Annotated in this window: 22 protein-coding genes and 1 pseudogene; 13 read left to right on the top strand and 10 right to left on the bottom strand. The window is 71.3% G+C overall.

Annotated elements, in window-relative coordinates:
- Nucleotides 1-94: 94 nt before the first annotated feature.
- A complete protein-coding gene (locus F3T56_RS23485; RefSeq protein WP_149827347.1) occupies nt 95-613 on the bottom strand; it encodes a protein-tyrosine phosphatase family protein in 519 nt (172 codons plus the stop codon).
- Nucleotides 614-726: 113 nt separating this feature from the next.
- On the opposite strand from F3T56_RS23485, the gene F3T56_RS23480 reads away from it, so the two are divergent.
- Entirely contained in the window at nt 727-1,530 is an 804-nt protein-coding gene (locus F3T56_RS23480; protein ID WP_149827346.1) for a nuclease-related domain-containing protein, read from the top strand.
- Nucleotides 1,531-1,571: 41 nt separating this feature from the next.
- Here the strand turns inward: F3T56_RS23480 and F3T56_RS48090 are convergent, their stop codons facing one another.
- A complete protein-coding gene (locus tag F3T56_RS48090) occupies nt 1,572-4,919 on the bottom strand; it encodes an ATP-binding SpoIIE family protein phosphatase (protein WP_425473603.1) in 3,348 nt (1,115 codons plus the stop codon).
- Nucleotides 4,920-5,234: 315 nt separating this feature from the next.
- Between F3T56_RS48090 and F3T56_RS23465 the strand changes: the two genes are divergently transcribed.
- The gene (locus F3T56_RS23465) at nt 5,235-6,287 is read left to right on the top strand and encodes a lysylphosphatidylglycerol synthase transmembrane domain-containing protein (RefSeq protein ID WP_149827345.1); all 1,053 of its coding nucleotides are present in this window, start codon (nt 5,235-5,237) and stop codon (nt 6,285-6,287) included.
- A gap of 95 nt (nt 6,288-6,382) precedes the next feature.
- Complete coding sequence (locus tag F3T56_RS23460; RefSeq protein WP_149827344.1) at nt 6,383-7,642, top strand: beta-ketoacyl-[acyl-carrier-protein] synthase family protein; 1,260 nt, start codon at nt 6,383-6,385, stop codon at nt 7,640-7,642.
- A gap of 45 nt (nt 7,643-7,687) precedes the next feature.
- Here the strand turns inward: F3T56_RS23460 and ku are convergent, their stop codons facing one another.
- Nucleotides 7,688-8,701: a non-homologous end joining protein Ku gene (ku, locus tag F3T56_RS23455; protein WP_484422101.1), complete on the bottom strand. Its 1,014-nt coding sequence runs from the start codon at nt 8,699-8,701 to the stop codon at nt 7,688-7,690.
- Between the two features lie 173 nt (nt 8,702-8,874).
- Here ku and ligD point away from each other — a divergent pair, with 173 nt between their 5' ends.
- Complete coding sequence (gene ligD / locus F3T56_RS23450; protein WP_149827342.1) at nt 8,875-9,756, top strand: non-homologous end-joining DNA ligase; 882 nt, start codon at nt 8,875-8,877, stop codon at nt 9,754-9,756.
- Between the two features lie 249 nt (nt 9,757-10,005).
- A complete protein-coding gene (locus F3T56_RS23445) occupies nt 10,006-10,347 on the top strand; it encodes a (2Fe-2S) ferredoxin domain-containing protein (protein ID WP_172639091.1) in 342 nt (113 codons plus the stop codon).
- A gap of 599 nt (nt 10,348-10,946) precedes the next feature.
- On the opposite strand, the gene F3T56_RS46325 is transcribed toward F3T56_RS23445, so the two are convergent.
- Nucleotides 10,947-11,087 (bottom strand): hypothetical protein, encoded by a 141-nt coding sequence (locus F3T56_RS46325; protein ID WP_172639090.1) that lies wholly within the window; start codon nt 11,085-11,087, stop codon nt 10,947-10,949.
- A 156-nt stretch (nt 11,088-11,243) separates the two neighbouring features.
- On the opposite strand from F3T56_RS46325, the gene F3T56_RS23440 reads away from it, so the two are divergent.
- Genes F3T56_RS23440 through F3T56_RS23430 form a run of 3 tightly spaced genes read left to right on the top strand, consistent with a single transcriptional unit; the run spans nt 11,244 to nt 12,480 of the window.
- On the top strand, nt 11,244-11,852 hold the full coding sequence (locus F3T56_RS23440; protein WP_149827341.1) for a hypothetical protein: 609 nt from the start codon (nt 11,244-11,246) through the stop codon (nt 11,850-11,852).
- Nucleotides 11,849-12,118: a hypothetical protein gene (locus F3T56_RS23435; protein ID WP_149827340.1), complete on the top strand. Its 270-nt coding sequence runs from the start codon at nt 11,849-11,851 to the stop codon at nt 12,116-12,118. The genes F3T56_RS23440 and F3T56_RS23435 overlap by 4 nt, the downstream gene beginning before the upstream one ends.
- The gene (locus F3T56_RS23430; protein WP_149827339.1) at nt 12,118-12,480 is read left to right on the top strand and encodes an argonaute/piwi family protein; all 363 of its coding nucleotides are present in this window, start codon (nt 12,118-12,120) and stop codon (nt 12,478-12,480) included. Before F3T56_RS23435 ends, F3T56_RS23430 begins: the two co-directional genes overlap by 1 nt.
- A 270-nt stretch (nt 12,481-12,750) precedes the next feature.
- Here the strand turns inward: F3T56_RS23430 and F3T56_RS23425 are convergent, their stop codons facing one another.
- Nucleotides 12,751-13,443, bottom strand: coding sequence for a TetR family transcriptional regulator (locus F3T56_RS23425; protein WP_149827338.1), 693 nt, complete (start codon nt 13,441-13,443; stop codon nt 12,751-12,753).
- A 286-nt stretch (nt 13,444-13,729) separates the two neighbouring features.
- On the opposite strand from F3T56_RS23425, the gene F3T56_RS23420 reads away from it, so the two are divergent.
- Nucleotides 13,730-15,472: an ABC transporter ATP-binding protein gene (locus F3T56_RS23420; RefSeq protein ID WP_246203780.1), complete on the top strand. Its 1,743-nt coding sequence runs from the start codon at nt 13,730-13,732 to the stop codon at nt 15,470-15,472.
- Nucleotides 15,469-17,265: an ABC transporter ATP-binding protein gene (locus F3T56_RS23415; protein ID WP_149827337.1), complete on the top strand. Its 1,797-nt coding sequence runs from the start codon at nt 15,469-15,471 to the stop codon at nt 17,263-17,265. The genes F3T56_RS23420 and F3T56_RS23415 overlap by 4 nt, the downstream gene beginning before the upstream one ends.
- Here F3T56_RS23415 and F3T56_RS23410 read toward each other — a convergent pair.
- Nucleotides 17,262-18,584: an MFS transporter gene (locus tag F3T56_RS23410; protein ID WP_425473602.1), complete on the bottom strand. Its 1,323-nt coding sequence runs from the start codon at nt 18,582-18,584 to the stop codon at nt 17,262-17,264. The genes F3T56_RS23415 and F3T56_RS23410 overlap by 4 nt on opposite strands.
- Before the next feature lie 205 nt (nt 18,585-18,789).
- Here F3T56_RS23410 and F3T56_RS23405 point away from each other — a divergent pair, with 205 nt between their 5' ends.
- Nucleotides 18,790-19,395 carry a TetR/AcrR family transcriptional regulator gene (locus F3T56_RS23405; RefSeq protein WP_149827335.1) on the top strand — a complete coding sequence of 202 codons (606 nt, stop codon included), beginning with the start codon at nt 18,790-18,792 and terminating at the stop codon, nt 19,393-19,395.
- Nucleotides 19,396-19,435: 40 nt separating this feature from the next.
- On the opposite strand, the gene F3T56_RS23400 is transcribed toward F3T56_RS23405, so the two are convergent.
- The 4 genes and pseudogenes from F3T56_RS23400 to F3T56_RS23385 all read right to left on the bottom strand — a co-directional run.
- Nucleotides 19,436-20,164: a polyamine aminopropyltransferase gene (locus F3T56_RS23400; RefSeq protein WP_149827334.1), complete on the bottom strand. Its 729-nt coding sequence runs from the start codon at nt 20,162-20,164 to the stop codon at nt 19,436-19,438.
- A 78-nt stretch (nt 20,165-20,242) separates the two neighbouring features.
- Entirely contained in the window at nt 20,243-21,928 is a 1,686-nt protein-coding gene (locus tag F3T56_RS23395; RefSeq protein ID WP_149827333.1) for a ribonuclease J, read from the bottom strand.
- Nucleotides 21,929-22,030: 102 nt separating this feature from the next.
- The gene (locus F3T56_RS23390) at nt 22,031-22,672 is read right to left on the bottom strand and encodes an antibiotic biosynthesis monooxygenase (protein WP_149827332.1); all 642 of its coding nucleotides are present in this window, start codon (nt 22,670-22,672) and stop codon (nt 22,031-22,033) included.
- A 72-nt stretch (nt 22,673-22,744) separates the two neighbouring features.
- Nucleotides 22,745-22,975 (bottom strand): annotated as a pseudogene (locus F3T56_RS23385) (6-phosphofructokinase); the annotation flags it as partial.
- A 268-nt stretch (nt 22,976-23,243) separates the two neighbouring features.
- Here F3T56_RS23385 and F3T56_RS23380 point away from each other — a divergent pair.
- Together F3T56_RS23380 and F3T56_RS23375 are read left to right on the top strand one after the other, a co-directional pair.
- On the top strand, nt 23,244-23,687 hold the full coding sequence (locus tag F3T56_RS23380) for a MerR family transcriptional regulator (RefSeq protein ID WP_149827331.1): 444 nt from the start codon (nt 23,244-23,246) through the stop codon (nt 23,685-23,687).
- Nucleotides 23,684-25,285, top strand: a complete 1,602-nt coding sequence (locus tag F3T56_RS23375; RefSeq protein WP_149827330.1) for a peptide chain release factor 3 — start codon at nt 23,684-23,686, stop codon at nt 25,283-25,285. Before F3T56_RS23380 ends, F3T56_RS23375 begins: the two co-directional genes overlap by 4 nt.
- The last annotated feature ends 59 nt before the right edge of the window (nt 25,286-25,344 follow it).

Genomic DNA, 25,344 nt, shown 5'->3' with positions numbered 1-25,344 from the left:
AGGGCTTCCGTCGCTTCCGTCGGGTGGCTGTGACCCGTACACCCTATTCGTGCGGAAGTCGTTTTTACGTACTGCGACCCGCGATGCACCTCCGTCAGTCGGTGACCTCCTCCAGTTCCTCCAGCAGGCGGACGGTGGGCAGCCCGGTGTGCAGATAGTCCACGAAGAGTTCGTTGTGCAGCGCGTGCGGCGAGCGGCGGGTGCGGATCAGCCGGATCGCCTCCTCGGCGGAGTGGCCGTCGCGGATCAGCGCGTGCGCCACGACCAGACCGGACCGGTTGTAGCCGCTGTAGCAGCGGACGAGGACCTTCTTGCCGTCCTCCAGCGCGTCGCACGCGGCCTGCGCCAGCCGCATCACGCCGGCCAGCTGCGTACCGTCGAGCGGCCCGTCCGGGATCGGCCACACATGGTGCTCGACGTCGGCGTCGGGCCCGTACCCGGGCAGCCGCAACAGGGTCAGTACGAGATCGAACTCATCGCGTACGACGGCGAGTTCGACCTCGCCGGTGCCGTCCCGGCCCGCGTACTCGTGCCCGCCCATCCACAGACCGGGCACCACCTCGCTCCACGGTTCGTCCGGAGCCGGAACATCGGATTGCTTGCGCGTCCGCAACGGCGGCCTCCCATGGGCCTCTGGCCCCTGACGGCGGGTCGTCACCCCAAAGGTAACGGGGTTCTTGCCGATGGAGCACCCCGCCTGGTCCCATGGTCGTGGGGTGATGGTGTATGAGCGGACTGCGCGTCATACCGACCTGGCGCCACGGACAGGAGCGCCTGTACGTGTGCCGGACCGACGGGAGGCATCTGGCCTGGTACGACCGTGAGGCGGGCCGGGTGAACCTCCTGAGCGAGGAGTACGGCGACGAAGTGCTCACCGTCCTCCGCCCCTTCCTCACCGGCTCCGTCACGGTGGGCCCGCCACCCGTGCCCACCGCCGCGGAGCTGGCCCTGCTGAGCCTCCACCCGGACGACGACCTGGCCCCCAACCGCCCCGGTGAGGCCCTGCTCGTCGCCCTCGAACGCGACCCCGGGCCGCCGCGCCGGCTGCGTCCCGATCCGCGCCGCCGGGCCCTGGCGGCGGAGCGGACGGTCGGGGAGGCGCTGGACCGGTTGGAGGGCGCGGGCTGGCACACCCTGCACTCGGTGCCGCTGCCCGGCGGGGACCGGATCCACCATCTGGTGATCGGACCCGGGGGCCTGTTCTGCGTGCGCTCCCTCTACGCCCGCCGGCAGCGCGTCAGGGTCGCCGACCCCATGGTCGCCGTAGGCCGCCAGGAGCCCCGCCCCCTGCTCCACCGGCTCCGCGCCGACGCCGCCCGCGCCTCCTACGCCCTGACCGCCGAGGTCCGCCCCGTCCTCGCCCTCACCGAACCCGCCGCCCTCACCGTCCCCACGCCCCTGCGGGAGGCCCGCGTCCTGACGGACACCGACCTCCCCGAACTCGCCCGCACCGGCGGCGTGCTCAAGGCGGCGGACGTGGAGGCCCTGCACGCGATGGCCCGGGACCGGCATACGTGGGCGCGGGTGTAGGACTCCCGCCCGTGTGGAGGGCTTCCGGAGTCCTTCCGGAGTCAGGGAAGTGGCTGTTCGGTCCAGATGGTCTTGCCGTCGGGGGCGTAGCGGGTGCCCCAGCGTTCGGTGAGCTGGGCCACGAGGAAGAGGCCGCGGCCGCCCTCGTCCTCGGTGCGGGCGCGGCGCAGCCGTGGTGACGTGCCGCTGCCGTCGAAGACTTCGCAGATCAGGGCGCGGTCGCGCAGGAGGCGGAGCTGGACGGGGCCGGTGGCGTGGCGGATGGCGTTGGTGACGAGTTCGCTGGCGACCAGTTCGGTGGTGAAGGCGAGGTCGTCCAGGCCCCACGCGGCCAGCTGTTCGGTGACCGCCATCCGGGCGCGGGAGACGACCGCCGGGTCGCTCGGCAGCTCCCACTGGGCGACCCGGTCCGGCCCGATCGCGTGCGTACGGGCGATCAGCAGGGCCACGTCGTCCTCCGGCCGGGCCGGGAGCAGGGCGTCGAGGACCACCTCGCAGGTCTCCTCCGGCGTCCGGTCCGCGCAGCTCAGGGCGGTGCGGAGCGTGGCGAGGCCGGTGTCGATGTCCCGGTGCCGGTCCTCGACCAGGCCGTCGGTGTAGAGGACGAGCTGGCTGCCCTCGGCCAGCTCCAGCTCGACCGTCTCGAAGGGCATGCCGCCGAGGCCGAGCGGCGGTCCCGAGGGCAGGTCGACGAAGTCCACCGTGCCGTCGGGGGCGACCACCGCGGGCATCGGGTGCCCGGCGCGGGCGAGGGTGCAGTGCCGGGACACCGGGTCGTAGACGGCGTACAGACAGGTCGCGCCGACGATGCCGGAGTCCTGGTGGGTGTTCTCCACGGCCCAGCCCTCGCCCCGGTCGAGGCGGCCGACCAGGTCGTCGAGGTGGGTGAGGAGGTCGTCCGGGGGCACATCCAGGGAGCAGAAGTTGTGCACGGCGGTACGCAGCCGGCCCATGGTCGCGGCGGCGTGCAGGCCGTGGCCCACGACGTCGCCGACGACCAGTGCCACGCGCGCGCCGGACAGCGGGATGACGTCGAACCAGTCGCCGCCGACGCCCGCCTGCGCGGGCAGATAGCGGTACGCGACCTCGACGGCGTTCTGCTCGGACCTGCCCCGGGGCAGCAGGCTGCGCTGCAGGGTGAGCGCGGTGTTGTGCTCGCGGGTGTAGCGGCGGGCGTTGTCGATGCAGATCGCCGCGCGGCCGACCAGCTCCTGGGCCAGCGACAGATCGTCGTCCTCGAACGGGGCGGGCTGCTCGGAGCGGTAGAAGCTGACGATGCCGAGGGTGGTGCCGCGGGCCCGCAACGGGACCGTGATCAGGGAGTGGATGCCCGCCGCGAGGGTTTGTTCGAGCCGCGCCGGATCCTGGGCGAGCCAGCCGCCGGCCTCGGCCAGGACGGGTTCGAGCACCGGCCGGCCGTTCTCCAGGCTGCGGGCCTGGGGCGTGGTCGGCACGTACTCGACCGGGTCGCCGACCTCGTACAGATGCGACTCCTTGTGCATCGCCCCCAGCGCGACCCGCCGCAACGACATCCCCACCCCGAACGGCTCCGGCTCATCACCGAGCAGCACGGAGTCCGGCAGGTCCACGGCGGCGAAGTCCGCGAACCGCGGCACGGTCACCTCCGCGAGCTCCTCGGCGGTCCGCGTGACGTCCAGGGTCGTCCCCACTCGGACCCCGGCGTCGTGCAGCAACTCCAGCCGCCGCCGAGCCAGCACGGCCAGCCGCCCGACCCCGGCTTCACCGACGAGCAACAGCCAGCCGTCGGCGGAGGAGTCGTAGCCGGAGTCGCCGAGAGGGCTGCCGACGGCTCCGTACGGGGTGGCCCGGGGCGGGGCGGGCTTCGTCGGGAGGGGTTGAGGGGAGGGCGGTGCGAGCGTGTGGAGTACGACGGTGGGGGGTGGGGCCGAGGGCACGTCGGGACGGGCGGCGGGGGAGGGCGGCGCGGTCGCCTCGGCGGGAGTGCCGGGCGGTGCGGGGGCGGGCAGCGACTCCACGGCGGCCGTGGCCAGGCCGATCCTCGGGGGAGGCGATTCGGCAGGCGTCTCGGCCGTCGTCGGTGTCTGGGCCTGCGTTGCCGTTGCCATTGCCGTCGGCGTCTCGGCCGCCGCCGGCGCCTGGGCACGCGTCGCGCTCGCCGCCGCTGCGTCGGCCGCCGTCGGCGTCGGGATCCGCGTCTCGGCTGCCGCCGGACTCCCCGTTGTGGTCCGCGGTGACGACTGCCCCACCGTGGACGGTGTCGTCCGTCCTGTCGGCGACGACGACCCCTGCCCGATCGGGGCTGACGGGGCCTGCCCGATCGGGGCCGAGGGCGCCTGCCCGATGGGAGCCGACGCTGTCTGCCCGATCAGTGCCAGCGGAGCCTGCCCGATCAGGGCCGACACCGGCACTGGCGCCTGCCCCAGCGGCGATGTCGGCGCCGACGTCAGTTCCGTATGGCGCAGCTGGGGTCCGCCCAGGACGCGGGCCTCGACCACCACGCCCATCTCGCCCGCGGCGCCCATGACCGGGCGGCGCAGCAGCGTGGCGACACGGCCGCCGGAGAGGGCGACCTCGTCGAGGGTGCGGTGCGGGGAGGCGATGAGTTCCTCGGCCTTCTCGCGGAGCACGGCCAGGTCGACGCGGCCGAGGCGCTCGCCGTTGTGGCCGTTCGGCCCGTGCTGCCCGGGCGGGACCTCGGGCTGGCGGGGCCAGCGGGCGGGGCCGGTCGCGCCCCGGGCGGCGGCCCGGCGGTACGCGGCGAGCAGCGCCCGCTCGCGCTCCGTGGCCTGCTCCAGCAGCCGGGCCTCGATGTCGTGGGCGGCCTCGCGGACGAGCCGCAGCATCGCGGGGTCGCCGTCGTCGCGCAGACAGGTGAGGTCGAGGATGGCCTCGATACGGCCGCTGAGCGGGTTGCGGACGGGCGCGCCGGCGCAGGCGAAGGGGGAGAGGCAGTCGGCGAAGTGCTCGCGGCCGAGGACGAAGACGGGCTGCCGCTCGGTCAGCGCGGTGCCGACGCCGTTGGTGCCCGCGGCCGCCTCGGAGGCGCAGAAGCCGGGGGCGAAGTTCACCTCGTCGAGGCGGGACAGGAGCTGCCGGTCGCCGCCGTGCCGCTGGACCATGCGGGCCTGCGCGTCGCAGAGCACGACGGTCATGCTCACGTTCGCGAGGGAGGCGGTGAGCTGCGTGAGCACCGGGTCGGCCGCGCGGAGGAAGGGGTCCTCCATGGTGAGATCGGGTGCGTAGGGGATCAGCAGATGATGCGGTTCGAGCCCCGCGGAACGGCACCGCTTCCAGGAGTCGAGCACCGGGTCGCGGACATCCGAGTCGACCCGCGCACCGGCGAGGAAGCGCTCATGGGCATCGACGAGACCGCCGATGCTGTCCCAGGCGACGGACAACGGGATCACTTCCCTCGCCTGGAGGCGAACCCCGTCGCGCACCGCCACCCGGCTCGCCCCCGGGGACACCTGCCAAGCGCTTCAACCCTAAACCTTGCGTGACTCGAATCACAACATCGGCCGCAGAAGGGTACGGGGGAGTACAAAGTCCCTGTACGGACGCCTGAAAATGGCTCCGGCGGCGGTGGGAATTCGGCTTCCCCACACTTGGGCGTCACGTCCAACGGGAACGGTCCTGTCGTCCCCCTCGTTCTTGTCACGCCTTGCCACCGCCGGTCCGGTCCCCCGCCGGGCCGGCGGCGACACGGAAGGACGACGTGCCCCTTGTATCCGCTCCCGCTCGACGCGCCGCCCCCCGCGCGGCCCGCCGCCCCCGACGTCGGCCCCTCGCGGCTCCCCCTCCCCACCAGACTCCGGACCCTCCTCCCCAACCTCACCCCGGCCGGCGCCCGTAGGCTCCGCCTCGCCGTCAGCCTGCTGCCTTTGCTGCTGCTCGCGGTATGGGCGGCGGTCGACTGGCACACGGTCTACACGGGTGCCGTCCGACTGGCCTCCGCCCATCCCCTGTGGCTGCTGGCCGGGGTCTTCTTCACTGGCCTGTGCTCCGTCTCCGCCGCCTGCGTACGCCAGGGCACGGTGCCCGAGCGGCTGCCGCCGGGCCAGCTGCTCGCCACGCAGTTCGCCGCGGGCGCGGCGGGCCACGCGCTGCCGGGCAACATCGGCGCCCACGCGGTCGTCCTGCGCTTCCTGCGGGGCAAAGGCATACCCCTCGCCCGGTGCACCGCCTCGCTCGCCCTCTACTCGGCGGTCAAACCGGTGGCGAAGACGCTGGTGATACTCGCCTTCCTCGTCGCCTTCCCGGGCACGCTGCACCTGGCCGAACTCCTCCCGAAGGGCGAGACCCTCGCCCTGGTCGGCGCGATCACCGCCGTCAGCCTCGCCGCCGTGGTCACCCTGATCACGACCGTACGACCGCTGCGCCGGCCCCTGATCGGCGGTCTGCGCACCGCCTTCACCGACACCCGGCTCGTCCACAGCCGCCCCGTCCGCGCCCTCGCCCTCTGGGGCGGAGCCGCCGCCTTCCCTCTCTGCCAGGGCGCCGTCGTCGCCTCGGTCGGCTCCTCCCTCGACCTGCCCCTCTCCTGGACGCAGATGGTCTTCGCCTACCTCGTGGCCAGCACCGCGGCCGGCGCCGTACCCGCTCCCGGCGGCCTCGGCCCCGTGGACGCGGCCCTCGTCTTCACCCTTGTCGCCTTCGGCGCGCCCGCCACCCTCGCCACCACCACGGTCATCGGCTACCGCGTCCTCACGGTCTGGCTGCCCCTGATCCCGGGCACGCTGGTCCTCTCGGCGCTGGTACGGGCGAAAGTCCTGTGAACCCAGGCGGTGGGCGTGGATGGCGGTCTGTTGAACGGGGAACTATTCCTGTGGCAGGAGGCATCGGACGGGGCTGAGCTGGAGGGGGCTGGTTCATGTCGTACTCGGCTGGGCGGCGGGTCGTGGTCACGGGGCTCGGGGCGGTCACACCGCTCGGTGTGGGCGTGGGCGAGCTGTGGGAGGGGTTGCTCGAAGGGCGGTGCGGGATACGGGAGTTGGCGGGGGAGGAGTTCGACGGGTTACCCGTGCGGGTCGCGGGGACCGTGCCCGTGGACCCGGCCGACCTGCTTCCCCGGCCCCGGGCGCGGCGGATGAACCGGGCCGCGCGGTTCGCCGTGCTGGCCGCGCGGGAGGCGTGGCGGGACGGCGGTTTCGATCCCGCCGGTGCGCACGAGAGCGGGCTCGCACCGGAGCGGGTCGGGGTGTCCGCCGGGGCCATCCTCGGCGACGCCTCCGTACTCGTCGCCGGCGACCGCCAGCTGCGCGACCGGGGCCCACGGGCCGTCTCCCCGCTCACCACCCCGATGTGTGTGCCCTCGCAGGCGGCGTCGCAGGTCTCCCTCGACCTCGGCATCACCGGTGAGGCCCGTACCGTGACCAGCGCGTGCGCCTCCGGCACCGAGGCGATCGGGCAGGCCGTGGACCGGATCCGCCACGGCCGGGTCGACGTGGCGCTCGCGGGCGGGGCCGAGGCGGTGGTCACCCCGGCGATCATGGCGTCCTTCGCCGCGATGCGGGCGCTGTCCCGGCACGGCCTGAACGGCACCGGCGAGAGCCCGTCCCGCCCCTTCGCCAAGGACCGGGACGGGTTCGTCAACGGCGAGGGCGCGGGCTTTCTGCTGCTGGAGGCCGAGGAGCACGCGCGGGCTCGCGGCGCCCGTGTCTACTGCGAGGCCGCCGGCTGGGGGCTCTCCGCCGACGCCCACCACATGGCCGCGCCGGACCCGTCGGGCAGAGGCGTCGCCCTCGCCCTCCGCCGGGCCCTCCAGGACGCGGCCGCCGACCCCTCCGACGTCGTCCACGTCAACGCCCACGCCACCGCCACGGTCGACGGCGACCTCGCCGAGGCGAACGCCCTCGCCGCGGTACTGGGCCGCCGGGTGCCCGTCACCGCCCTCAAGGGCGCGCTCGGCCACCTCCAGGGAGCCGCCGGCGCCGTAGAGGCCGTCGCCACCGCCCTGACCCTCCACCACCGCCTGATACCGCCCACCCTCGGCTGCACCACTCCGGACGACGCGATCCCCATCGACCTCGTCATCAAGGCCCCCCGCCTCCTACCCCCCGACGGCGACCTCGCCCTCAGCAACTCCTTCGGCTTTGGCGGCCACAACGCGGTCCTGGCCCTCCGCCTGTGACAGAGAACCTCGCCGCCCGGTTCGGCACCGCCGACCGACTGATCATTAGGCGGGGCGTTTGCGGGGGGTCGTTTTCTTGGTGGTGGTCTTTTTCGCGGTGGTCTTCTTCGTTGTCGACTTCGCCGCCGTCGACTTCTTCGCGGTCGTCTTCTTCGCCGTGGACTTCTTCGTCGGCGCGGCCGAGGGGGCGGCTGTCTTCTTGGTCGCGGCGGTGGACTTCTTGCCGGTGGGCTGTTTCGGGGTGGACCGGGACCGCATGGGGGCGACCTCGGCGACTTCCTCGCCGCGGGACTCCTTGGCCTCGCGGACGCTCTTCTCCAGGGCGGCCATGAGGTCGAGCACCTTGCCGCCCGGCGCGGGGGCGGGGGCGCTGGGGGGCTCCTCGCCGGAGGCCTTCGCGGCGATGAGTTCCTCGACGGCCTCCCGGTAGTCGTCGTGGAGCGATTCGAGGTCGACCTCGCCGAGGGTTTCCATGAGGGCGTCGGCGAGGTCGAGTTCCTTGTCGCGGACGGTGACGCCCGTGTCGGGGGCGACCCCCTCGGTCGTACGGATCTCGTCCGGCCACAGCAGCCCGTGAATGGCGAGTACGTCGTCCACCACCCGGAGCATGCCGAGCCGTTCACGCCCCCGCAGGGCGAACTTGCAGATGGCGACCTTCCCGCTGCGCTTGAGCGCCTCGCGGAGGAGGGTGTACGGCTTGGCGGCGGGGACACCGTTCGCGGCGAGGTAGTACGCGGCGTCCACCTGGAGCGGGTCGACGCTGTCCGCCGGCACGAACCCCTCGATCTCGATGGTCTTGGCGGTCGGGATGGGCAGCGCGGCGAGGTCGTCGTCCGTGATCGGGATCATCGTGCCGTCCGCGTCCTCGTACGCCTTGCCGATCTCCCCCTGCGTCACCTCGCGCTCCTCCAGCTCGCACACCTTGCGGTAGCGGATGCGGCCGCCGTCCTCCAGATGGATCTGGCGGAACGAGACGGAGTGGCTCTCGGTGGCGTTCACCAGCTTGATCGGGATGCTGACCAGGCCGAACGAGATGGCCCCGTTCCATATGGATCGCACGAGCAGCACGCACCTTTCGGATCGGTGGCGGTCGGGCCCCAGGGCCCACACCGAGTCATCCACACCGAGTCATCCACACCGAGTCATCCACACCGAGTCATCCACACGGTATCCCTTCGTGATGCTTTGCGCTGATTTGGTGCGATTCACGGAATTCGTGGGATTCTCATCGCATGACGCCGATCACCGAGGTGGAGGGCCACCGGGTCGCCCTGTCCAATCTGGAGAAGGTCATCCACCCGGCGACCGGCTTCACCAAGGGCGAGCTGCTGCACTACTACGCCACGACCGCCGACGCCCTGCTGCCCCATCTGCACGACCGCCCGGTCTCCTTCCTGCGCTACCCGGACGGCCCCGACGGCCAGGTCTTCTTCGCCAAGAACGTGCCGCCGGGCACCCCCGACTGGGTCACGACCGCCGAGGTGAAGCGGATGGAGGGCCCGGCCCGGATGGTGCTGGTCCAGGACCTGGCGAGCCTGATGTGGGCCTCGAACCTCGTCACGGAGTTCCACACGCCCCAGTGGACCGCGTACTCCCCGGACGAGGCCGACCGGCTGGTCTTCGACCTGGATCCGGGGACGCCCGCGACGATCGTGGAGTGCTGCGAGGTCGCCTGCTGGCTGCGTGAGCGGCTCGCGGCGGACGGGATCGAGGCATACGCGAAGACGTCGGGGTCGAAGGGGCTCCATCTGCTGGCGGCGGTGCGCGGGGCACCCTCCGAACGGGTGACGGAGTACGCCAAGGAGCTGGCCATGGAGGCGGAGCAGGCGATGCCCCGGAGGGTCGTACACCGTATGACCCGCAGCCTTCGCCCCGGCAAGGTGTTCGTCGACTGGAGCCAGAACGCCGCACGCAAGACCACGGCCACCCCCTACACCCTGCGTGCCCGCCCCGAGCCCACGGTCTCGGCCCCGGTGACCTGGGACGAGGTCGAGGGCTGCACATCCCCCGGCCAACTGGTGTTCCGTGCGCAGGACATCGCCCCCCGCCTCCAGGACTACGGCGACCTACTGGCCCCCCTGCTCGACCCGGGCACCGCCCATGCGCTGCCCTGACGCTTCGACACCCCTGGGACCCTGGACCACTCGTCCCCTGGGCCGCGCTCGGCGGTGTCGCGTTGGCCGGGGGCGGATCTGTTCTCCAACTCCGTCGCTCCGAGACATCACTGGCCGCCGCGAACATCCTCTGGATCGCGCTGCTGGCCGCGGTCGCGTGTGGCCGCTTCGGTCCCTACCAGTTCTGAGACGCCTCCGCTCGGAGGCGGAGGGAGGGCAGGGGCCGCGGGGGCGACTAAACTCCCCGGTGTGGAAAGCCGAGTTGTGGTCTGCCGAGACTGCTGCTGCGGCACCCCCAAACTCCCCGGCGTCGACCACGAGGCCCAGACCACCCGCCTCAGCGAGACCGTGCCGACCCGTATCACCGACTGCCTGGACGTCTGCGACCAGGCCAACGTCGTCGTGGTCCAGCCCTCCACCGAGGCCCGGGCCGCAGGCGCCCGCCCGGTCTGGCTCGGCCTCGTCAACGACCCCGACGCGACCGAGGACGTAGTCAGCTGGGTACGGGCGGGCGGCCCGGGACTCGCCCCCATGCCCCCGATCCTCGACCTGTACGTCTTCACCCCGCCCCGCCGCCAACGAGCCATGTAACGAGCCGCACAAGACCCCAGCCGGTCTCCTCTCGCTGCGGGTCGGCGCCGGATTCCCGGCGAGCGCGACCACCGGCCTCCCTCCCCACGGGAGGCGACGTCACGGTCCACGAAGGCGCACCGGAGCTCCGCCCGGCCAGATTCGGGATATCCGTGATGAGCAACGCCGTTGGCGCGTTGCGCGCACTGGGCATCGTCGGAGCGCAGGGCGGAGCGGGCGTCGGCGTCGGCGGAGGTGAGGCCGTGGGCGGCGAAGCGGACGGCGTCGTACCCTCCGCCGCCCACGGCCTGGCGTACCCCCGTGCCGGGCCGGAACGCGGCGGCGAACGCCTCGGTGCGGGAACCGGCGCTCGCAAGGCGCTCCTGCGCGCGAACACTGCGGACGGCGATGGGTCGGCCGCCTCGTCGCCCGCCGCCCCGTGCCCCTGCCCGATGACACCGACGTACCCCGCAGCCGCGTTCCTGCCGGGGCAGCCCGTCGTCCCGACCGGCACACCGCACCCCTGCTGCACACAGCCGGCCATCCGCAGCCGCAACCCGATGCGCGAGCCGCTCAGACGCGCGCGGAACCACCCTGATCGTCCCGGTCGTGGCCAGTACTCACTCCTCGGGGGCGCCGTCGGCCACCCGATAGGTCTTGGCCCAGGTGGCGCCGCAGCGGCAGCGGGTGAGCTCGACCAGTTCCCCCTCGTCGCTCACCCGGACGCCGTCCCCGATGCGCACGTGAACATGCTCGCCCATCACTCGTCTCCTCCGGCAGACGGAAAGCTTCATTCAAGGGATGCCCAAACAGGGAGTAAACGGGTGACCGCATCGTGAGACCGCCGCCGTGCCCGGCACCCTTGCACCATCCCACCCCACCCGGTCCGGAGCGAGGATGGAGGGGAGGGAGTGAACGTGGCTCGGATCCTCGTGAAGGACGACGACCTCGTGGTGCGCCTGTCGTGGCGGGAGACGGCTGCCGCGCACCGCGGAAGTGTGCGCGTGCCGCTGGCGGCGGTGTCCCGTGTGACGGTGGAACCCGACTGGTGGCGTGCCCTGCGCGGAGTTGCTCTGCACGGAGTCTGGATTCCCGGCGTGCTGTGCGTCGGCACGCGGGGCCATCCCGGCGGACAGGACTTCGTGGCCGTACGGCCGGGCAGGCCAGTGGTCTGCGTGGAACTGCGGCCCACGGCTTCCTTCGGACTCCTGGCCGTCTCGGTGCGGGACGACGCGGAGGCCACGGCGGACCGGCTGCGGCGTCTCGCACCGGACCTGGACGCGTCCACCCCTTGGCGACAGCCCCTGCCCGTCGCCGAGGAGACGCAGGACACCTGGAGAGAGCTGGCCAAGAACGGCAAACCACGGAGACGACCGTGGCAGCGTCGACGGCGCGGGGAAAAAGCGCCCGGCGCTGGGCCCCGGCGCCGGCTCCTCCGGGGCTACGCACCGCAGGACATCGCCGGCCCTTACCGCAGGCGGCGCGCATCGGAAGCAAGGAACGATTCCAAGGAACGATTCCCATGAGGCTGCATTTCCTGGACGCCCTGTACGCCATGCCGGGCCCGTACGCCTCCGTCTACGTGGACACCTCCCGGGACATCGACGACCGGGACAAGGCGATCGAACTGCACAGCCGCCACGCGCGCTCGGACCTCATCGAACTCGGCGCGGACCCGGCCACCGCCGAGGTCTCCGCCGCTGCCGTAGGGACCGACGCCGACCTGCCAGGCCGCCACGGCCAGGCCCTCTTCGCCACCCACGGCGAACTGGTCCTCACCGCTACGACCTGATGGCACTCGAGGCGCAGAGCCGGGCTCGCCTCATCACCACCTCGAAGTATCCGCCGCTGCGCGGAACCCGCTTCAGCTTCGGGGAGTTGGACTACCTGTACACCACGGGCTACATATCCGCGCTCAACGAATTCCACGGGATGCATGTGGCGCCACTCCAGGTCGCTGATCACGTCGGGCAGGACTCTTCGCGGGACGCCCTGTTGAAGGAAGTTCTCGCTCTCACCAAGCTGAACTGGAACTCGGCCGCATTGGGCGGACTCCTGCCGATCACGATCAAGTTCTCCGGGCTGGTCGGCGAGATCATGAGGGAGATCCCCGCTGACCGGGAGCCGCTGCCTCAATTCAAGTTCTACATCTGAACGCACAGGCGCGGGTCTTGGGCAGCGCGGGCACGTTCACAGAAGTCAGCCCATCCCGCGACGGAGGTCCGTTCGGGGTTCCCGATCGAGGCAAAGTCAGGGCCTCAGTACGCCCTGTGCGGTCAGTGACCGGCAGCCCATGGCTAACCAGCGCAACGATAGTTTGCCGCGGGCTTACGGCCAGCCGCCGAAGGCGGACGAGCAGCACTTGAAGTCGGGTATCTCATACGCCCACGATCCACAGGCAGAACAAGCACGGACGGATGGCCGTCAGCCGACGGTCAGCGCGATCGCGTCGGGGACGGCGTCGAATGCCTCGCTGACGCGGGCGGCGAGTGTCGCGCGCCCGCCTTTGCCACGGCTGCCGGCGCCCTTGCCGCGGCCGGCGGTCCAGTTCTTGGCGCCGACGCGGTAGGCGCCGAAGGCGATTTCGCCGAGCAGGCGCAGGCGTAGGTCCTCGCGGCTGTCGCGGCCGAGTTTGGCCTCGAGTTGCTCGACGATCTGCTCCTGGTGGTGGGCGGCCATGACGAGGCTGTGTTTGCGCAGGCCGTTGTGGCCGGCGACGAGGCGGCGGGTGGCCAGGAAGCGGCGCGGCCAGTCGTCGTCCATGCCGGTGATCGCGGTGGTCAGGGCGGTGCGCAGGGCGGTGAGGACGTCGCCGTGCAGGTCGGTCGCGGTGAACTCCTCGACGTAGTTGATCCAGAGCTCGGCCTCGGCGGCGAGGGCGACTGACTCCTTGGAGGAGTAGTAGCGGAAGAAGGTCCGTTTGGAGATCTCCACCTCGTCGGTGATCTCGTCAAGGGTCACCTCGTCGAAGCCCCGCTCGGTGAAGCGTGCCAGGGCCACGTCGGCCAGGGCGCGGAAGGTGCGCTGCTTCTTGCGCTCGCGCAGTGGCAGGGCGCGGTCGTCCAAGCCGCGGGTTTTGGCCACGGCCGTGGAGGGAGCGGAGATGGGGGTCGCCATGCACGTCACCTTAAGCCTTCCATCAGAAAAAGCCCCTGATGCGTTACTGCCTCTAATGGCATACTGCCACTGAGTGACAATTTTTGCTCCTCGGCCTGGAGACCGCCATGCCCCAGCCTGTTGCCCGGCCCGTCCCGACACCCGCCTTCCCTCCGTCTCTGCGGGAAAGACCCCCGACTCGGGCAGAAAACGCCCCACCCGCTGTGCCTTTGCTCGGCCTGGCCGTCAACCCCCCTGGGGTGGTCAGGGGATTCGTGGGGGCGGAGACCGGACGAGGGGGGCTCGCGTGAGCGTCCTGTTACATCTGCTGGCCGTCGGTCTTCGTCCCTACGCCCGTTCTGTCGCGGCGATCAGTGTCCTGCAGCTGGTGCAGATCACCGCGATGTTGTATCTGCCGACGCTGAACGCCGACGGCATCAACCACGGGGTGCTTGCCGGGGACACGGGGTACGTGCTGCGGACCGGCGGCGTGATGCTCGGTGTCACGTTGGTGCAGATGACGTGTGCCGCGGCGGCCGTGTATGTGAGCGCGCGGACGGCGATGGCGCTTGGGAGGGATCTGCGGGCCCAGGTCTTCGCCCGGGTGCAGACCTTTTCCGTGCGGGAGGTTGGGCGCTTCGGTGCGGCCTCGCTGATCACGCGGACCACCAACGACGTGCAGCAGATCCAGACCCTGGTTGTGCTGGTGTTCACGCTGGTGGTGGCCGCTCCGGTGATGGGCGCGGGCGCGCTGGTGATGGCGGTGCGTCTGGACGCGCCGCTGTCGGTGCTGCTCGTGGTGGTGCTGCCGGTGCTGACCGTTGCCATGGGTGTGATCTTCGGTCGGCAGATGCCGCTGTCGGCCTCGTTGCAGCAGCGGGTGGACCGGGTCACCAAGGTGGTGCGGGAGCAGATCACCGGGATCAGGGTCGTACGGGCCTTCGTGCGCGACCGGTACGAGCAGGAGCGGTTCGCCGAGGTGAACCGGGATCTGCTGGAGGTGGGCCTGCGGCTGGGGCGGATGCAGGCGCTCGGGATGCCGACCGCCATGCTGATCATGGAGTTCTCGGGGATCGCGGTGCTGTGGTTCGGCGGGCATCGAGTGGACGGCGGTGGGATGCAGGCGGGAACGCTGATCGCGTTCCTGCAGTACCTCACGCAGATTCTGCAGGCCGTGATGATGGCGATGATGGCGTTCCTGCTCTCGCCCCGGGCGAGTGTGTGTGCGACGCGCATCCGCGAGGTCCTGAACACCAGCAGCAGTCTGACCCTGCCCGCCTCGCCGGTCACGGAGCTGCGCGAGGCCGGCCGTCTGGAGCTGCGCGGCGTCGGCTTCCGCTATCCGGGTGCCGAGGAGCCCGTGCTGCGCGGGGTGTCCCTGACCGCCCGGCCCGGGCAGACCGTCGCGGTCGTCGGCTCGACCGGCAGCGGCAAGACGACGCTGCTGCACCTGATACCTCGGCTGTTCGACGCGACCGAGGGACAGGTCCTCGCCGGCGGTACGGACGTACGCGAGGTAGACCGGGCCACCCTGGCGGCGACGGTCGGGCTGGTGTCCCAGAAGCCGTACCTCTTCTCCGGCACCATCGCCTCCACCCTGCGCTACGGGCGCCCGGAAGCAACGGACGACGAACTGTGGAAGGCGCTTCAGACCGCGCAGGCACGCGACTTCGTACAGGCCCTGCCCGAGGGGCTCGACGCGCCCGTCGCGCAGGGCGGCAGCAACCTGTCGGGCGGGCAGCGTCAGCGCCTGGCCATCGCCCGGGTGTTGCTGGCCCGGCCGGATGTGTATCTCTTCGACGACTCCTTCTCCGCCCTGGACGCGGCCACCGACGCCCGCCTGCGCGTCGCGCTGGCCGAGCAGACCGCGGGGGCGACGGTCGTCATCGTCGCCCAGCGCGTGGCCACCGTCCGCCATGCCGACCGCATCGTCGTCCTGGACGAGGGCCGGGTGGAGGGGAGCGGCACGCACAGCGAACTGATGGATGCCAGCCCGACGTACCGGGAGATCGTCCTCTCCCAGATGACCGCAGAGGAGGCGGCCGTATGACGGCCGAAGCCGAAACAACCGCCAAGCCCCAGGACTTCCGCCGGACGGCCGTACGGCTATTGCGTGCCCTGGGCCCTGACCGGCGGCTGCTGATCCTGTGCCTGGCGCTGAGCATGGTGAGCGTGGCCCTGACCGTGTCCGTGCCGATGATCCTCGGCCACGCGACCGACCTGATCGTGCGCGGGGCGGCCGATGGCGGAGTGGACTTCGCGCGGGTCGGGCGCGTACTCGCGTTGGCCGCCGCGCTCGTCGTCGTCTCCGCGTCCTGTGCCCTCGCGCGCGGTGCGCTGGCCCAGGACATCGGCCAGCGCACCGCCTACCGGCTGCGCGAGCAGGCATCGGCCAAGCTCACCGTCCTGCCGCTGAGTTACCTCGACCGTCGCCCGCGCGGCGATCTGATCTCCCGGCTCACCAACGACACCGACAACATCGCCCTTACCCTCCAGCAGCTCCTCACCAAGATCGCGGTATCGCTGCTCAGCGTCGTCGGCGTGCTGGGCATGATGCTGTGGCTGTCGCCGCTGCTCACCCTGGTCGCGGTGGCGTCCTTGCCCGTGGCCGCGGTCGTCACCCGGCTGCTGGGACGCCGCTCGCAACCCGAGTTCACCAAGCAGTGGCGGGCCACCGGCGAACTCGGCGCCCATGTCGAGGAGATGTTCACAGGCCACGACCAGGTGCTGCTCTTCGGCCGGGGCGAGGACACCCAGCGGGTATTCGACCAGCGCAACGACGCCGCGTTCGAGGCCGGCCGCCGGGCCCAGTTCTTCTCCGGCGTCATCGAACCCGCCCTGGCCTTCCTCGGGTACGTCACCTTCGTGGCCGTCGCCGTCCTCGGCGGGCTGCGGGTGGCGGCCGGCGCGATGACGATCGGCGAGATCCAGGCGTTCATCACCTACACCCTTCAGTTCAACAACCCCATCACCCAGGCCGCCGCCCTGGTCAACATCGTCCAGTCCGGCATCGCGTCGGCGGAACGCGTCTTCGAACTCGTCGACACGGACGAGCAGATCCCCGACCCCGCGATCCCGCAGCGACTCCGGCAGGTCACGGGGAGGGTGGAGTTCGAGCAGGTCTCCTTCCGCTACGAGCCGACCGAGCCGCTGATCGAAAACCTGGATCTCACCGTCACCCCGCACCAGACCGTCGCCATCGTCGGCCCCACCGGCGCCGGCAAAACCACCCTGGTCAACCTGCTGATGCGCTTCTACGAACCCACCGCCGGCCGCATCACCCTCGACGGCACCGACATCACCACCCTGCCCCGCACCGAACTGCGCGCCCGCATCGGCATGGTGCTCCAGGACACATGGCTCTTCGAAGGCACCATCGCCGCCAACATCGCCTACGGCAAGGTCGACGCCACACACGAGGAGATCGTGGCGGCGGCGAAGGCGGCCCGGGCCGACCACTTCATCCGCACCCTCCCCGACGGCTACGACACCCTCCTCGACGAGAACGGCGAGGGCCTCAGCGCCGGCGAACGCCAACTCCTCACCATCGCCCGCGCCTTCCTCACCGAGCCGTCGATGCTCGTACTCGACGAGGCCACCTCATCCGTCGACACCCGCACCGAGGCCCTCGTCCAGCACGCCATGGCCGACCTGCGCACCGGCCGCACCAGCTTCGTCATCGCCCACCGGCTCTCCACCATCCGCGACGCCGACACCATCCTCGTCATGGAGGCGGGCCGCATCGTCGAACAGGGCACGCACGAGGAACTACTCGAGGCCGACGGGGCGTACGCGCGCCTGTACGAGGCCCAGTTCGCCCGGGTGGCGACGCTCCCCGCCTAACGGGTCCCCTCCTGGCGGTGCGGCAGGGCGAGCGACACGACGGCGACGACGGCCAGGACCCCGGCGATGACCAGGAACGCCCGCGCGTATCCGGCCGTGAGCGCCCGCACGCCGGGGACGTCGGCGGCGGCGACCGTGGAGAGCATGGCGAGGCCGAGGGCGCCGCCGACCTGCTTGGTGGTGTTTATCAGTCCGGAGGCGGCACCCGCGTCGGCGGCGTCGACACCGCTGGTGACCGCGGTGGTGATCGGGGTGAGCAGGAGCCCGCTGCCGACGGAGATCAGCAGTGCCGGGCCCATCACCCCGTCGAGGTAGCCGCTGTCGGGGGTGATGCGGCTCTGCCACCAGAAGCCGGCCGCCGAGACGGCGGCGCTGGTGATGATCAGCGTGCGTGGCTCGGCGTACTGCAGCAGGCGGGGCGCGAGGCGGGCACCGACCGCCATGGTCACCAGGGTGTGCGGCAGGAAACCGACCGCCGTGCGCAACGGCCCGTAGTGCAGGACCTGTTGCATGTAAAGGGAGAGGAAGTACCACATGGGGATGAGGCAGGCTCCGGTCAGCAGCAGGATCAGGTTGCCCACGCCCACGGAACGGATCCGGAAGAGCCGTAAGGGCACCAAAGGCGCCCGCGCCACTCGCGCCTCCACCCGGACGAAGCCCGCCATCACCAGCACCCTGGCCGCCGTCGCCCCCATGGTCAGGGCATCTCTCCAGCCGCGTGAGTCCGCCTGGGCCAGCCCGTAGGTGAGGGCGGCGATCCCGGCGGTCGCGAGCGCGGCCCCCGGGATGTCGAGGCGTGGCCCGGCCCCGCCGTCCCGTCCGCCCGGCAGGAGCCGCGCGCCCAGCAGCACACCCGCCGCCCCGATCGGCACGTTGACCAGCAGGATCCAGCGCCATGACAGGTACTCGGTGAGCGCGCCGCCGATCAGATTGCCCGTCGCACCACCCGCGACCCCGACCGCCGTCCAGATGGCCAGCGCCCGCGTCCGGACCGGCCCTTCGGGAAACGTGCCGGTCAGCACGGTCAGTGTGGCCGGGGCGAGGAGCGCGGCCCCCGCTCCCTGCACCGTGCGGGCCGCTACCAGCGAGCCCGGCGATACGGCCAGACCGCCCGCCAGACTCGCCGCCGAGAACAGCGCCAGCCCCAGCACGAAGGCCCGCCGGTGGCCCAGGACATCGGCGAGGCGGCCACCCAGTAGCAACAGACCGGCGAAGGCGAGCCCGTACGCGTTGACGACCCACGGCAGGTCCACCGGGGCGAAACCCAGAGCGGAGCGGATCGACGGCAGGGCGACGTTCACCACGGAGACGTCCAGCACCACCATGACTGAGCGGCGCAGGCCAGAACGAGCACCCAGCCCGCGCGGCGCCGTCCGATGCCAGGGACTTCCGACACGCCCTTCAGCGCTGCGCTGTGCCGCTTCACGTCATCCCACTCCTCATCGGGCGCGTGGCTACCTCCATCGGATCCGGCAACGTTATGGTACGCCGTATCAAAATGGCTTTGGGGAAAGGAGGGCGAGCGTGCCGAGGACCGCTGACCATGCGCAGCGCCGGGCTCAGATCATCGAGGGTCTGGTCCGCGTCGCCACCCGTGACGGCGTGCACGCCGCGACCATGCGCGTGGTCGCGGCCGAGGCCGGAGTGTCGGTGCGGCTGGTGCAGTACTACTTCGAGACCAAGGCTCAGCTGATGCTGGCCGCGTTGCGGCATCTGGAACAGCAAAGTCACGAGCGCTGGGCAGCCCGCCTGGCCGCCCAGCGGTCCCCGCCGTCCCCGCGGGCCCTTGTCGAGGCCCTGCTCGAAGAGGCCCTGCCCACCGACGAGGCGAGCCGCGCCTTCCACATCCTGTGGACCTCGTGCGCGATGCTGGCGATGACCGATCCCGAACTCGCCGCCGAGTCCTTCGCCGAGGGCCCTGAGCGCTTGGAGGGTCAGCTTGCCGATCTGCTGCGGCAGGCGCAGACGGATGGTGTCCTCGACGCCCGCGCGGACCCGAGCGTCGAGTCCGTACGCCTGCTCGCCCTCAGCCACGGCCTCGGTACGAGCGTCCTGGTCGGCCGGCGCACGCAGGAGTCCGCCCGGAAGGTGCTGGGCTACCACCTGGAGAGGCTGTTCTGCCGTACCTGAGTGGCCGCGCCGGATCGCCGGATCCGGTCGAGGCGTCGTCCTACGGCGTGTCCGGTGCCGTGCCGGCGAGGTAGACGGTGTTGGCCGAGGTGCCGCCTTGCAGGGGGTTGTCGAAGTCGACGACATGGGCCGCTGCTTGTGCGAAGACCTCCGTGAGCGCGGAGGTGAACTGCTCGTCGGGCGGGTCGTTCGACCACAGGGCGAACACCCCGCCGGGGTGGAGGTGAGCGGCGAGGGCGCGAAGCCCGGCAGGCTGGTAGAGCGCCGCGTGCCGGGGGTGGAGCACATGGCGCGGCGAGTGGTCGACGTCCAGCAGGATGGCGTGGAAGCGACGGCCCGGCTCTTTCGGGTCCAGACCGCAGGGGTCGGCGGCCAGCGCGAAGAAGTCTCCGTGCACCAGGCGGCAGCGGGCGTCCGAGGACAGCCGGGCTCCGAGGGGTACCAAGTGCCGCTGGTGCCAGTCGATGACTTCGGCGAGCGCGTCGATCACGGTCAGCGAGCGCCCCCGGGGGTCGTCCAGGGCCGCCTGGGCGGTGTGGCCGAGCCCGAGTCCGCCGACGGCTACGTCCAGTTCGGTGTCCGGCAGTTTCGCCAGGGCGAGTTCCGCGAGCGCGATCTCGCCGGCGGTGAAGAGGCTGGACATCAGGAACTCGTCGCCGAGCTTCACCTCGTACACGTCGTCCCCCGAGACCGGGTGGCGGCGCCGACGCAGACTGATCTCACCGATCGGTGTCGGTTGCCAGTCGATCTCCTCGAAGCGCAGGCCCATCCGCTCACCCTTCTGACGTTCGTGGATGCATGAGTGCCGCTGCCGGCGTGGGAATGGGGAGTTGGGGTGGCGGCTCTGTCAGGCGTCGATGACGACCGGGATGATCAGCGGCCTGCGGCGGTGGGTACGGAACGCCCAGTTGCCCACGGCGCGGGCGATCAGCTGTTCGAGCTGGTGCGCGTCGCCGACGCCTTCCTGGGCCGCGGTGGCCAAGGTCTTCTCGATCACCGGGATGACGGGTTCGAAGGTGGTGTCGTCGTGGACGAAACCGCGCGCCAGGAAGTCGGGGGCTTCGGCCAGCGCGCCGGTGTCGGCGTCGACGAGGGCCACCACCGTGACGACGCCTTCCGCGGCGAGGGTGAGGCGGTCCTTGAGGGAGGCTTCGGTGGCGCCGCCGACTTCCATGCCGTCCACGTAGACGTTGCCCGCGGGCACCTTGCCGGTGATCGAGGCGCGGCCGTCGACGAGGTCGACGACGACGCCGTCCTCGGCGATGACCACCCGGTCGGGATCGAGTCCGGTGCGGATGGCGAGGTCGCCGTTGGCCCGCAGATGGCGCCATTCGCCGTGGACGGGCATGACATTGCGGGGTTTGACGATGTTGTAGCAGTAGACGAGTTCACCGGCGCTGGCGTGCCCGGAGACGTGGACCTTGGCGTTGCCCTTGTGGACGACGTGGGCGCCCCAGCGGGTCAGCCCGTTGATCACCCGGTAGATGGCGTTCTCGTTGCCCGGGATGAGGGAGCTGGCGAGCAGGACGGTGTCGCCCTTGCCGATGCGGATCACGTGGTCGCGGTTGGCCATCCGGGAGAGAGCCGCCATGGGCTCGCCCTGGGATCCGGTGCACACCAGGGTGATCTTGTGGTCGGGGAGCTTCTCCATTTCCTTGGTGCTCACGACCAGGCCCGAGGGCACCTGCAGGTACCCGAGTTCGCGGGCGATGCCCATGTTGCGGACCATGGAGCGGCCCACGAAGGCGACCTTGCGGCCGTGCTGGTGCGCGGCGTCCAGGACCTGCTGGATGCGGTGCACATGGCTGGCGAAGCTGGAGACGATCACCCGGCGCGGGGCGGTCCGCAGCACCTGCTCGATCGCCGGGTTCAACTCGCGCTCGGACGTGGTGAAGCCGGGCACCTCGGCGTTGGTGGAATCGGTCAGGAACAGGTCAACGCCCTCCTCGCCGAGGCGGGCGAAGGCGCGCAGGTCCGTGATGCGGTCGTCCAGCGGAAACTGGTCCATCTTGAAGTCGCCGGTGTGCAGCACCATTCCGGCGCCGGTGCGGATCGCGACCGCGAGGCCGTCCGGGATGGAGTGGTTGACCGCGATGAACTCGCAGTCGAAGGGGCCGAAGGTGCGCCGGTCGCCCTCACGCACCCGCACCGTGCGTGGCCGGATGCCGTGCTCCTTGAGCTTGGCCTCCAGGAACGCCAGCGTCAGCTTCGAGCCCACGACGGGGATGTCGGAGCGCTCGCGCAGCAGGTACGGCACGCCGCCGATGTGGTCCTCGTGGCCGTGGGTGAGCACTACGGCCACGATGTCGTCCAGGCGGTCCCGGATCGAGGTGAAGTCCGGCAGGATCACGTCCACGCCGGGCTGGGTCTCTTCGGGGAACAGGACGCCGCAGTCGACGACGAGGAGTTTGCCGGCGTGCTCGAAGACGGTCATGTTGCGGCCGATCTCACCCAGGCCGCCCAGGGCGACGACCCGCAGCCCTCCCTTGGGCAGGGGAGGGGCGGCTTTCAGTTCTGGATGCGGATGACTCATACTCTGACGTTACCGGAGAGTCTGCCGAGGTGATTCATTGGCTGCCCAACCAGCCGGTTCAGCACGGCGAGGCCGAGGCGTTCAGCCGTCGGAGCGGGGCCGCTACGGCAGCGGACGGGACAGCGCGCGGTGGAGGTGGTAGCGGTTGCCGTGGGTGAGCCGTACGCCGGGTGTGCTGGAGAAGATGTCGTGTCCCTTGTCGTGATCGCCCGCCTCGGCCGCCTCCTGGTGGGCCTCGGTGCTGGTCCATTCCGTGTAGAGGAGCACCCGGGTTCCGTCGGTGCTCAGCAGGAAGTGCGCCGAGATCGCTCCCGGGTGCCCGCCCTCCTCGGGCTGGGCCGCGATGACGGCGTCGGTGAAGTACCGCTGCCGCTCGGGTCCGTCCACGTCGAAGGCTGCGGTGATCAGGCAGCCGGGGGTGCGGGTCTCGCCCTCCTCGGCCAGGCTGCGGTACAGCCGGTAGCCGGGCGGTCCGGCGAGCGGGGTCGCCGGGCCGTTGCCTCGCAGGTACGCGTCGTATGCCGCGTCGCTGTCCCATTGGGCACAGGTCAGCAACGTCTCGCCGTCCATGCTCAGAAACCAGGTGATGACGGCACGTCCGCCGGCCCAGGGGCCGCGGTCGAACTCGTGGGCATCGGCGTCAGCCATCCGTCGCTGGTGGTCGGGACCGCCTGCGTAGCGGGTGCCGATGACGATGAGGGGCACATCAGATCGTGCGATACGAGGGAAGGCAGGGCTGATCACGTATGCTCCTCCACATGCCGGGACGTGTGCTGCGCCGATTGTGGCTGCGTGCCGGGCCGGTCCCGCAACTGCTTTACGGAGATGCCCCTTGGCCCGCTCCGCACCGTCACGCAGATGCGCAGGCTGGAACCGGGAGGAGCCGAGGATGGTGCCGCCGCGAGCCAGGACGCCGCTCACCGCGTCGAGGTCGAGCTTGAGGTAGTCGCACTCCACGAGGCCCTTCCAGCCGTCCCGGAAGCCGATGACCTCGTCGCCGTGGTCGACGACGGCGCAATGCGCGACGGACCGGATGACGGCGTTCAGGCCGCGGCTGTCGCCACCGGACGCGAGGACACCAAGACGCTTTGCGGTGCCGCTTCCTGAGCGGGATCGGGCTGCCGGCGGCGCGCCGGCTCATGCCCATTGGCGGTCAAGGGGCGGCGCCGCCCCTCGGGGGATGAGGGCGGCGCCGCCTGGCAACGACGGCGGCCTGTCAGGCCATCTCGTTGCAGCGACTACAAACCTACCCTAACGTCAGGGTAAGTTTGTAGTAGGCAAGGGAGCCGGGCGGGCGACGCGAGGTGGTGGAGCCGTGGGCGGAAGGCTGATGCGGATCGGCGAGCTGTCCGAGCGCACGGGCTTGTCGCTGCGCACGATCCGCCACTACGAGGACGTCGGCGTGGTCGCGCCCAGCGAGCGCAGTACGGGCGGCTTCCGCCTCTATACGGAGGCGGAGGTGCGCAGGCTGGCACTGGTGCGCCGGATGCGCCCGCTCGGCCTCTGCCTGGAGGACGTACGGGCACTGCCGGACGTCCTGGAGCGGCTGCCCGACGCGGGCGGGCCCTTGCCCGAGAACGACGAGGAAGCGCACGAGGAACTGGTGGCGATGTTGCGGAAGTACTGGGTGGAGGCCGATGCACGGTGCGTGGACCTGCGCCGGGAGCCGGCGTCGGCGGAGGAATTCGCCCACTCCCTGCACGGGCACCTGGCCAAGCTCCTTGATGCCCCCACGACGGCCGTGAAGGCGGTGCGGTGAACGCCACCAGTGAATGGGCGGCCTCCGAGGCCGCCCGGCGGCGGACGTTCGCGGTGATCAGCCATCCGGACGCGGGCAAGTCCACGCTCACCGAGGCCCTCGCCCTGCATGCGCACGCGATAACCGAGGCGGGTGCGGTGCACGGCAAGTCCGGGCGCCGCGGGGTGTCTTCGGACTGGATGGAGATGGAGAAGGCCCGCGGCATCTCCGTCACGTCGGCGGTGCTGCAGTTCGCCCACCGCGACTGCGTGCTGAATCTGCTGGACACTCCTGGGCACGCGGACTTCTCCGAGGACACCTACCGGGTGCTGGCGGCGGTGGACTGCGCGGTGATGCTCATCGACGCGGCCAAGGGCCTGGAGGAGCAGACCCGCAAGCTCTTCGACGTCTGCCGCCACCGCGGCATTCCGGTGATCACGTTCGTCAACAAGTGGGACCGCCCGGGGCGCGAGGCGCTGGAGCTGCTCGACGAGATCGAGCGCGAGTTCCGCCTCAGGCCCACCCCCATCACCTGGCCGGTCGGCACCGCCGGATACCTGCGCGGACTGATCGACGTACGCGAACCCGGCCGGATGCTGCGCTACACCCGGGCGCCCGGCGGTGCCCACGAAGCCGTCGAGGAGCCGATCCCCGCCGAGCAGGCCGCCTTGGAGGAGGGCGCCGACTGGGCGCAGGCCACCGACGAGCTGGAACTCCTGCGGGCGGACGGGGCTGAGTTCGACCGCCCCTCGTTCCTGGCCGGTACCTCCACGCCGGTCTTCTTCGGGGCCGCCCTGTCCAACATCGGCGTTCGGCTGCTTCTGGACGCCGTCGTCGACCTCGCCCCACCGCCCGGCCCCCGTGGGCTGGAGGGTGGCGGCAGCCGCCCGGTCGACGCGCCCTTCTCCGGACTGGTGTTCAAGGTGCAGGCGAACATGGACCCCTCGCACCGCGACCGGATCGCGTTCCTGCGGGTGTGCTCGGGCATGTTCGAACGGGGAGCGACCGTCACCCGCGCCGCCTCCGGCAAGCCGTTCGCCACCAAGTACGCGCACAGCGTCTTCGGACAGGATCGCTCCATGGTCGACACCGCCTACCCCGGTGACGTGGTCGGCCTGGTCAACGCCGCCGCCCTGCGCGTGGGCGACACCCTCTACGACGGGCCGCCCGCCCTCTTTCCGTCCATGCCGACCTTCGCCCCGGAGCACTTCGCCGTCGTGCGCCCCGTGGACATCGGCCGCTCCAAGCAGTTCCGGCGCGGCATCGCCCAGTTGGATGAGGAGGGCGTGGTGCAGGTCCTGGTGTCGGATGTGCGCGGCGATCAGGCGCCGGTGCTCGCCGCGGTGGGGCCGATGCAGTTCGATGTCGTTTCCGCGCGGATGGCGGGCGAGTTCTCCGCGCCTGTACGGCTGGAGATGCTGCCCTACCATCTGGCGCGGGCGACGGACACGGCCGGAGGTGAGGCGCTCAACCGCTCTCGGCTGGTCAAGGGCGAGGCGCTGACCCGTATCCGCGACAAGGCCGTCCTCGCCCTGTTCCCGGACCGCTGGCAGGCCGGCTCCTTCGAGCGGGAGTTTCCCGACGCCCGGCTCGAGCACCTCCTCGCCGCACACGAATAGGGCATGTCGCGGCGCCAGGGTCTCCATCACTTCCCGCCGGCCGCCCGCGCGACGGTGGA

The sequence above is a fragment of the Streptomyces tailanensis genome (genome assembly GCF_008386495.1).
GTDB lineage: Bacteria > Actinomycetota > Actinomycetes > Streptomycetales > Streptomycetaceae > Streptomyces > Streptomyces tailanensis.
Note: the sequence above shows the minus strand (reverse complement) of the source record. Positions and strands in the feature narration are given on the sequence as shown.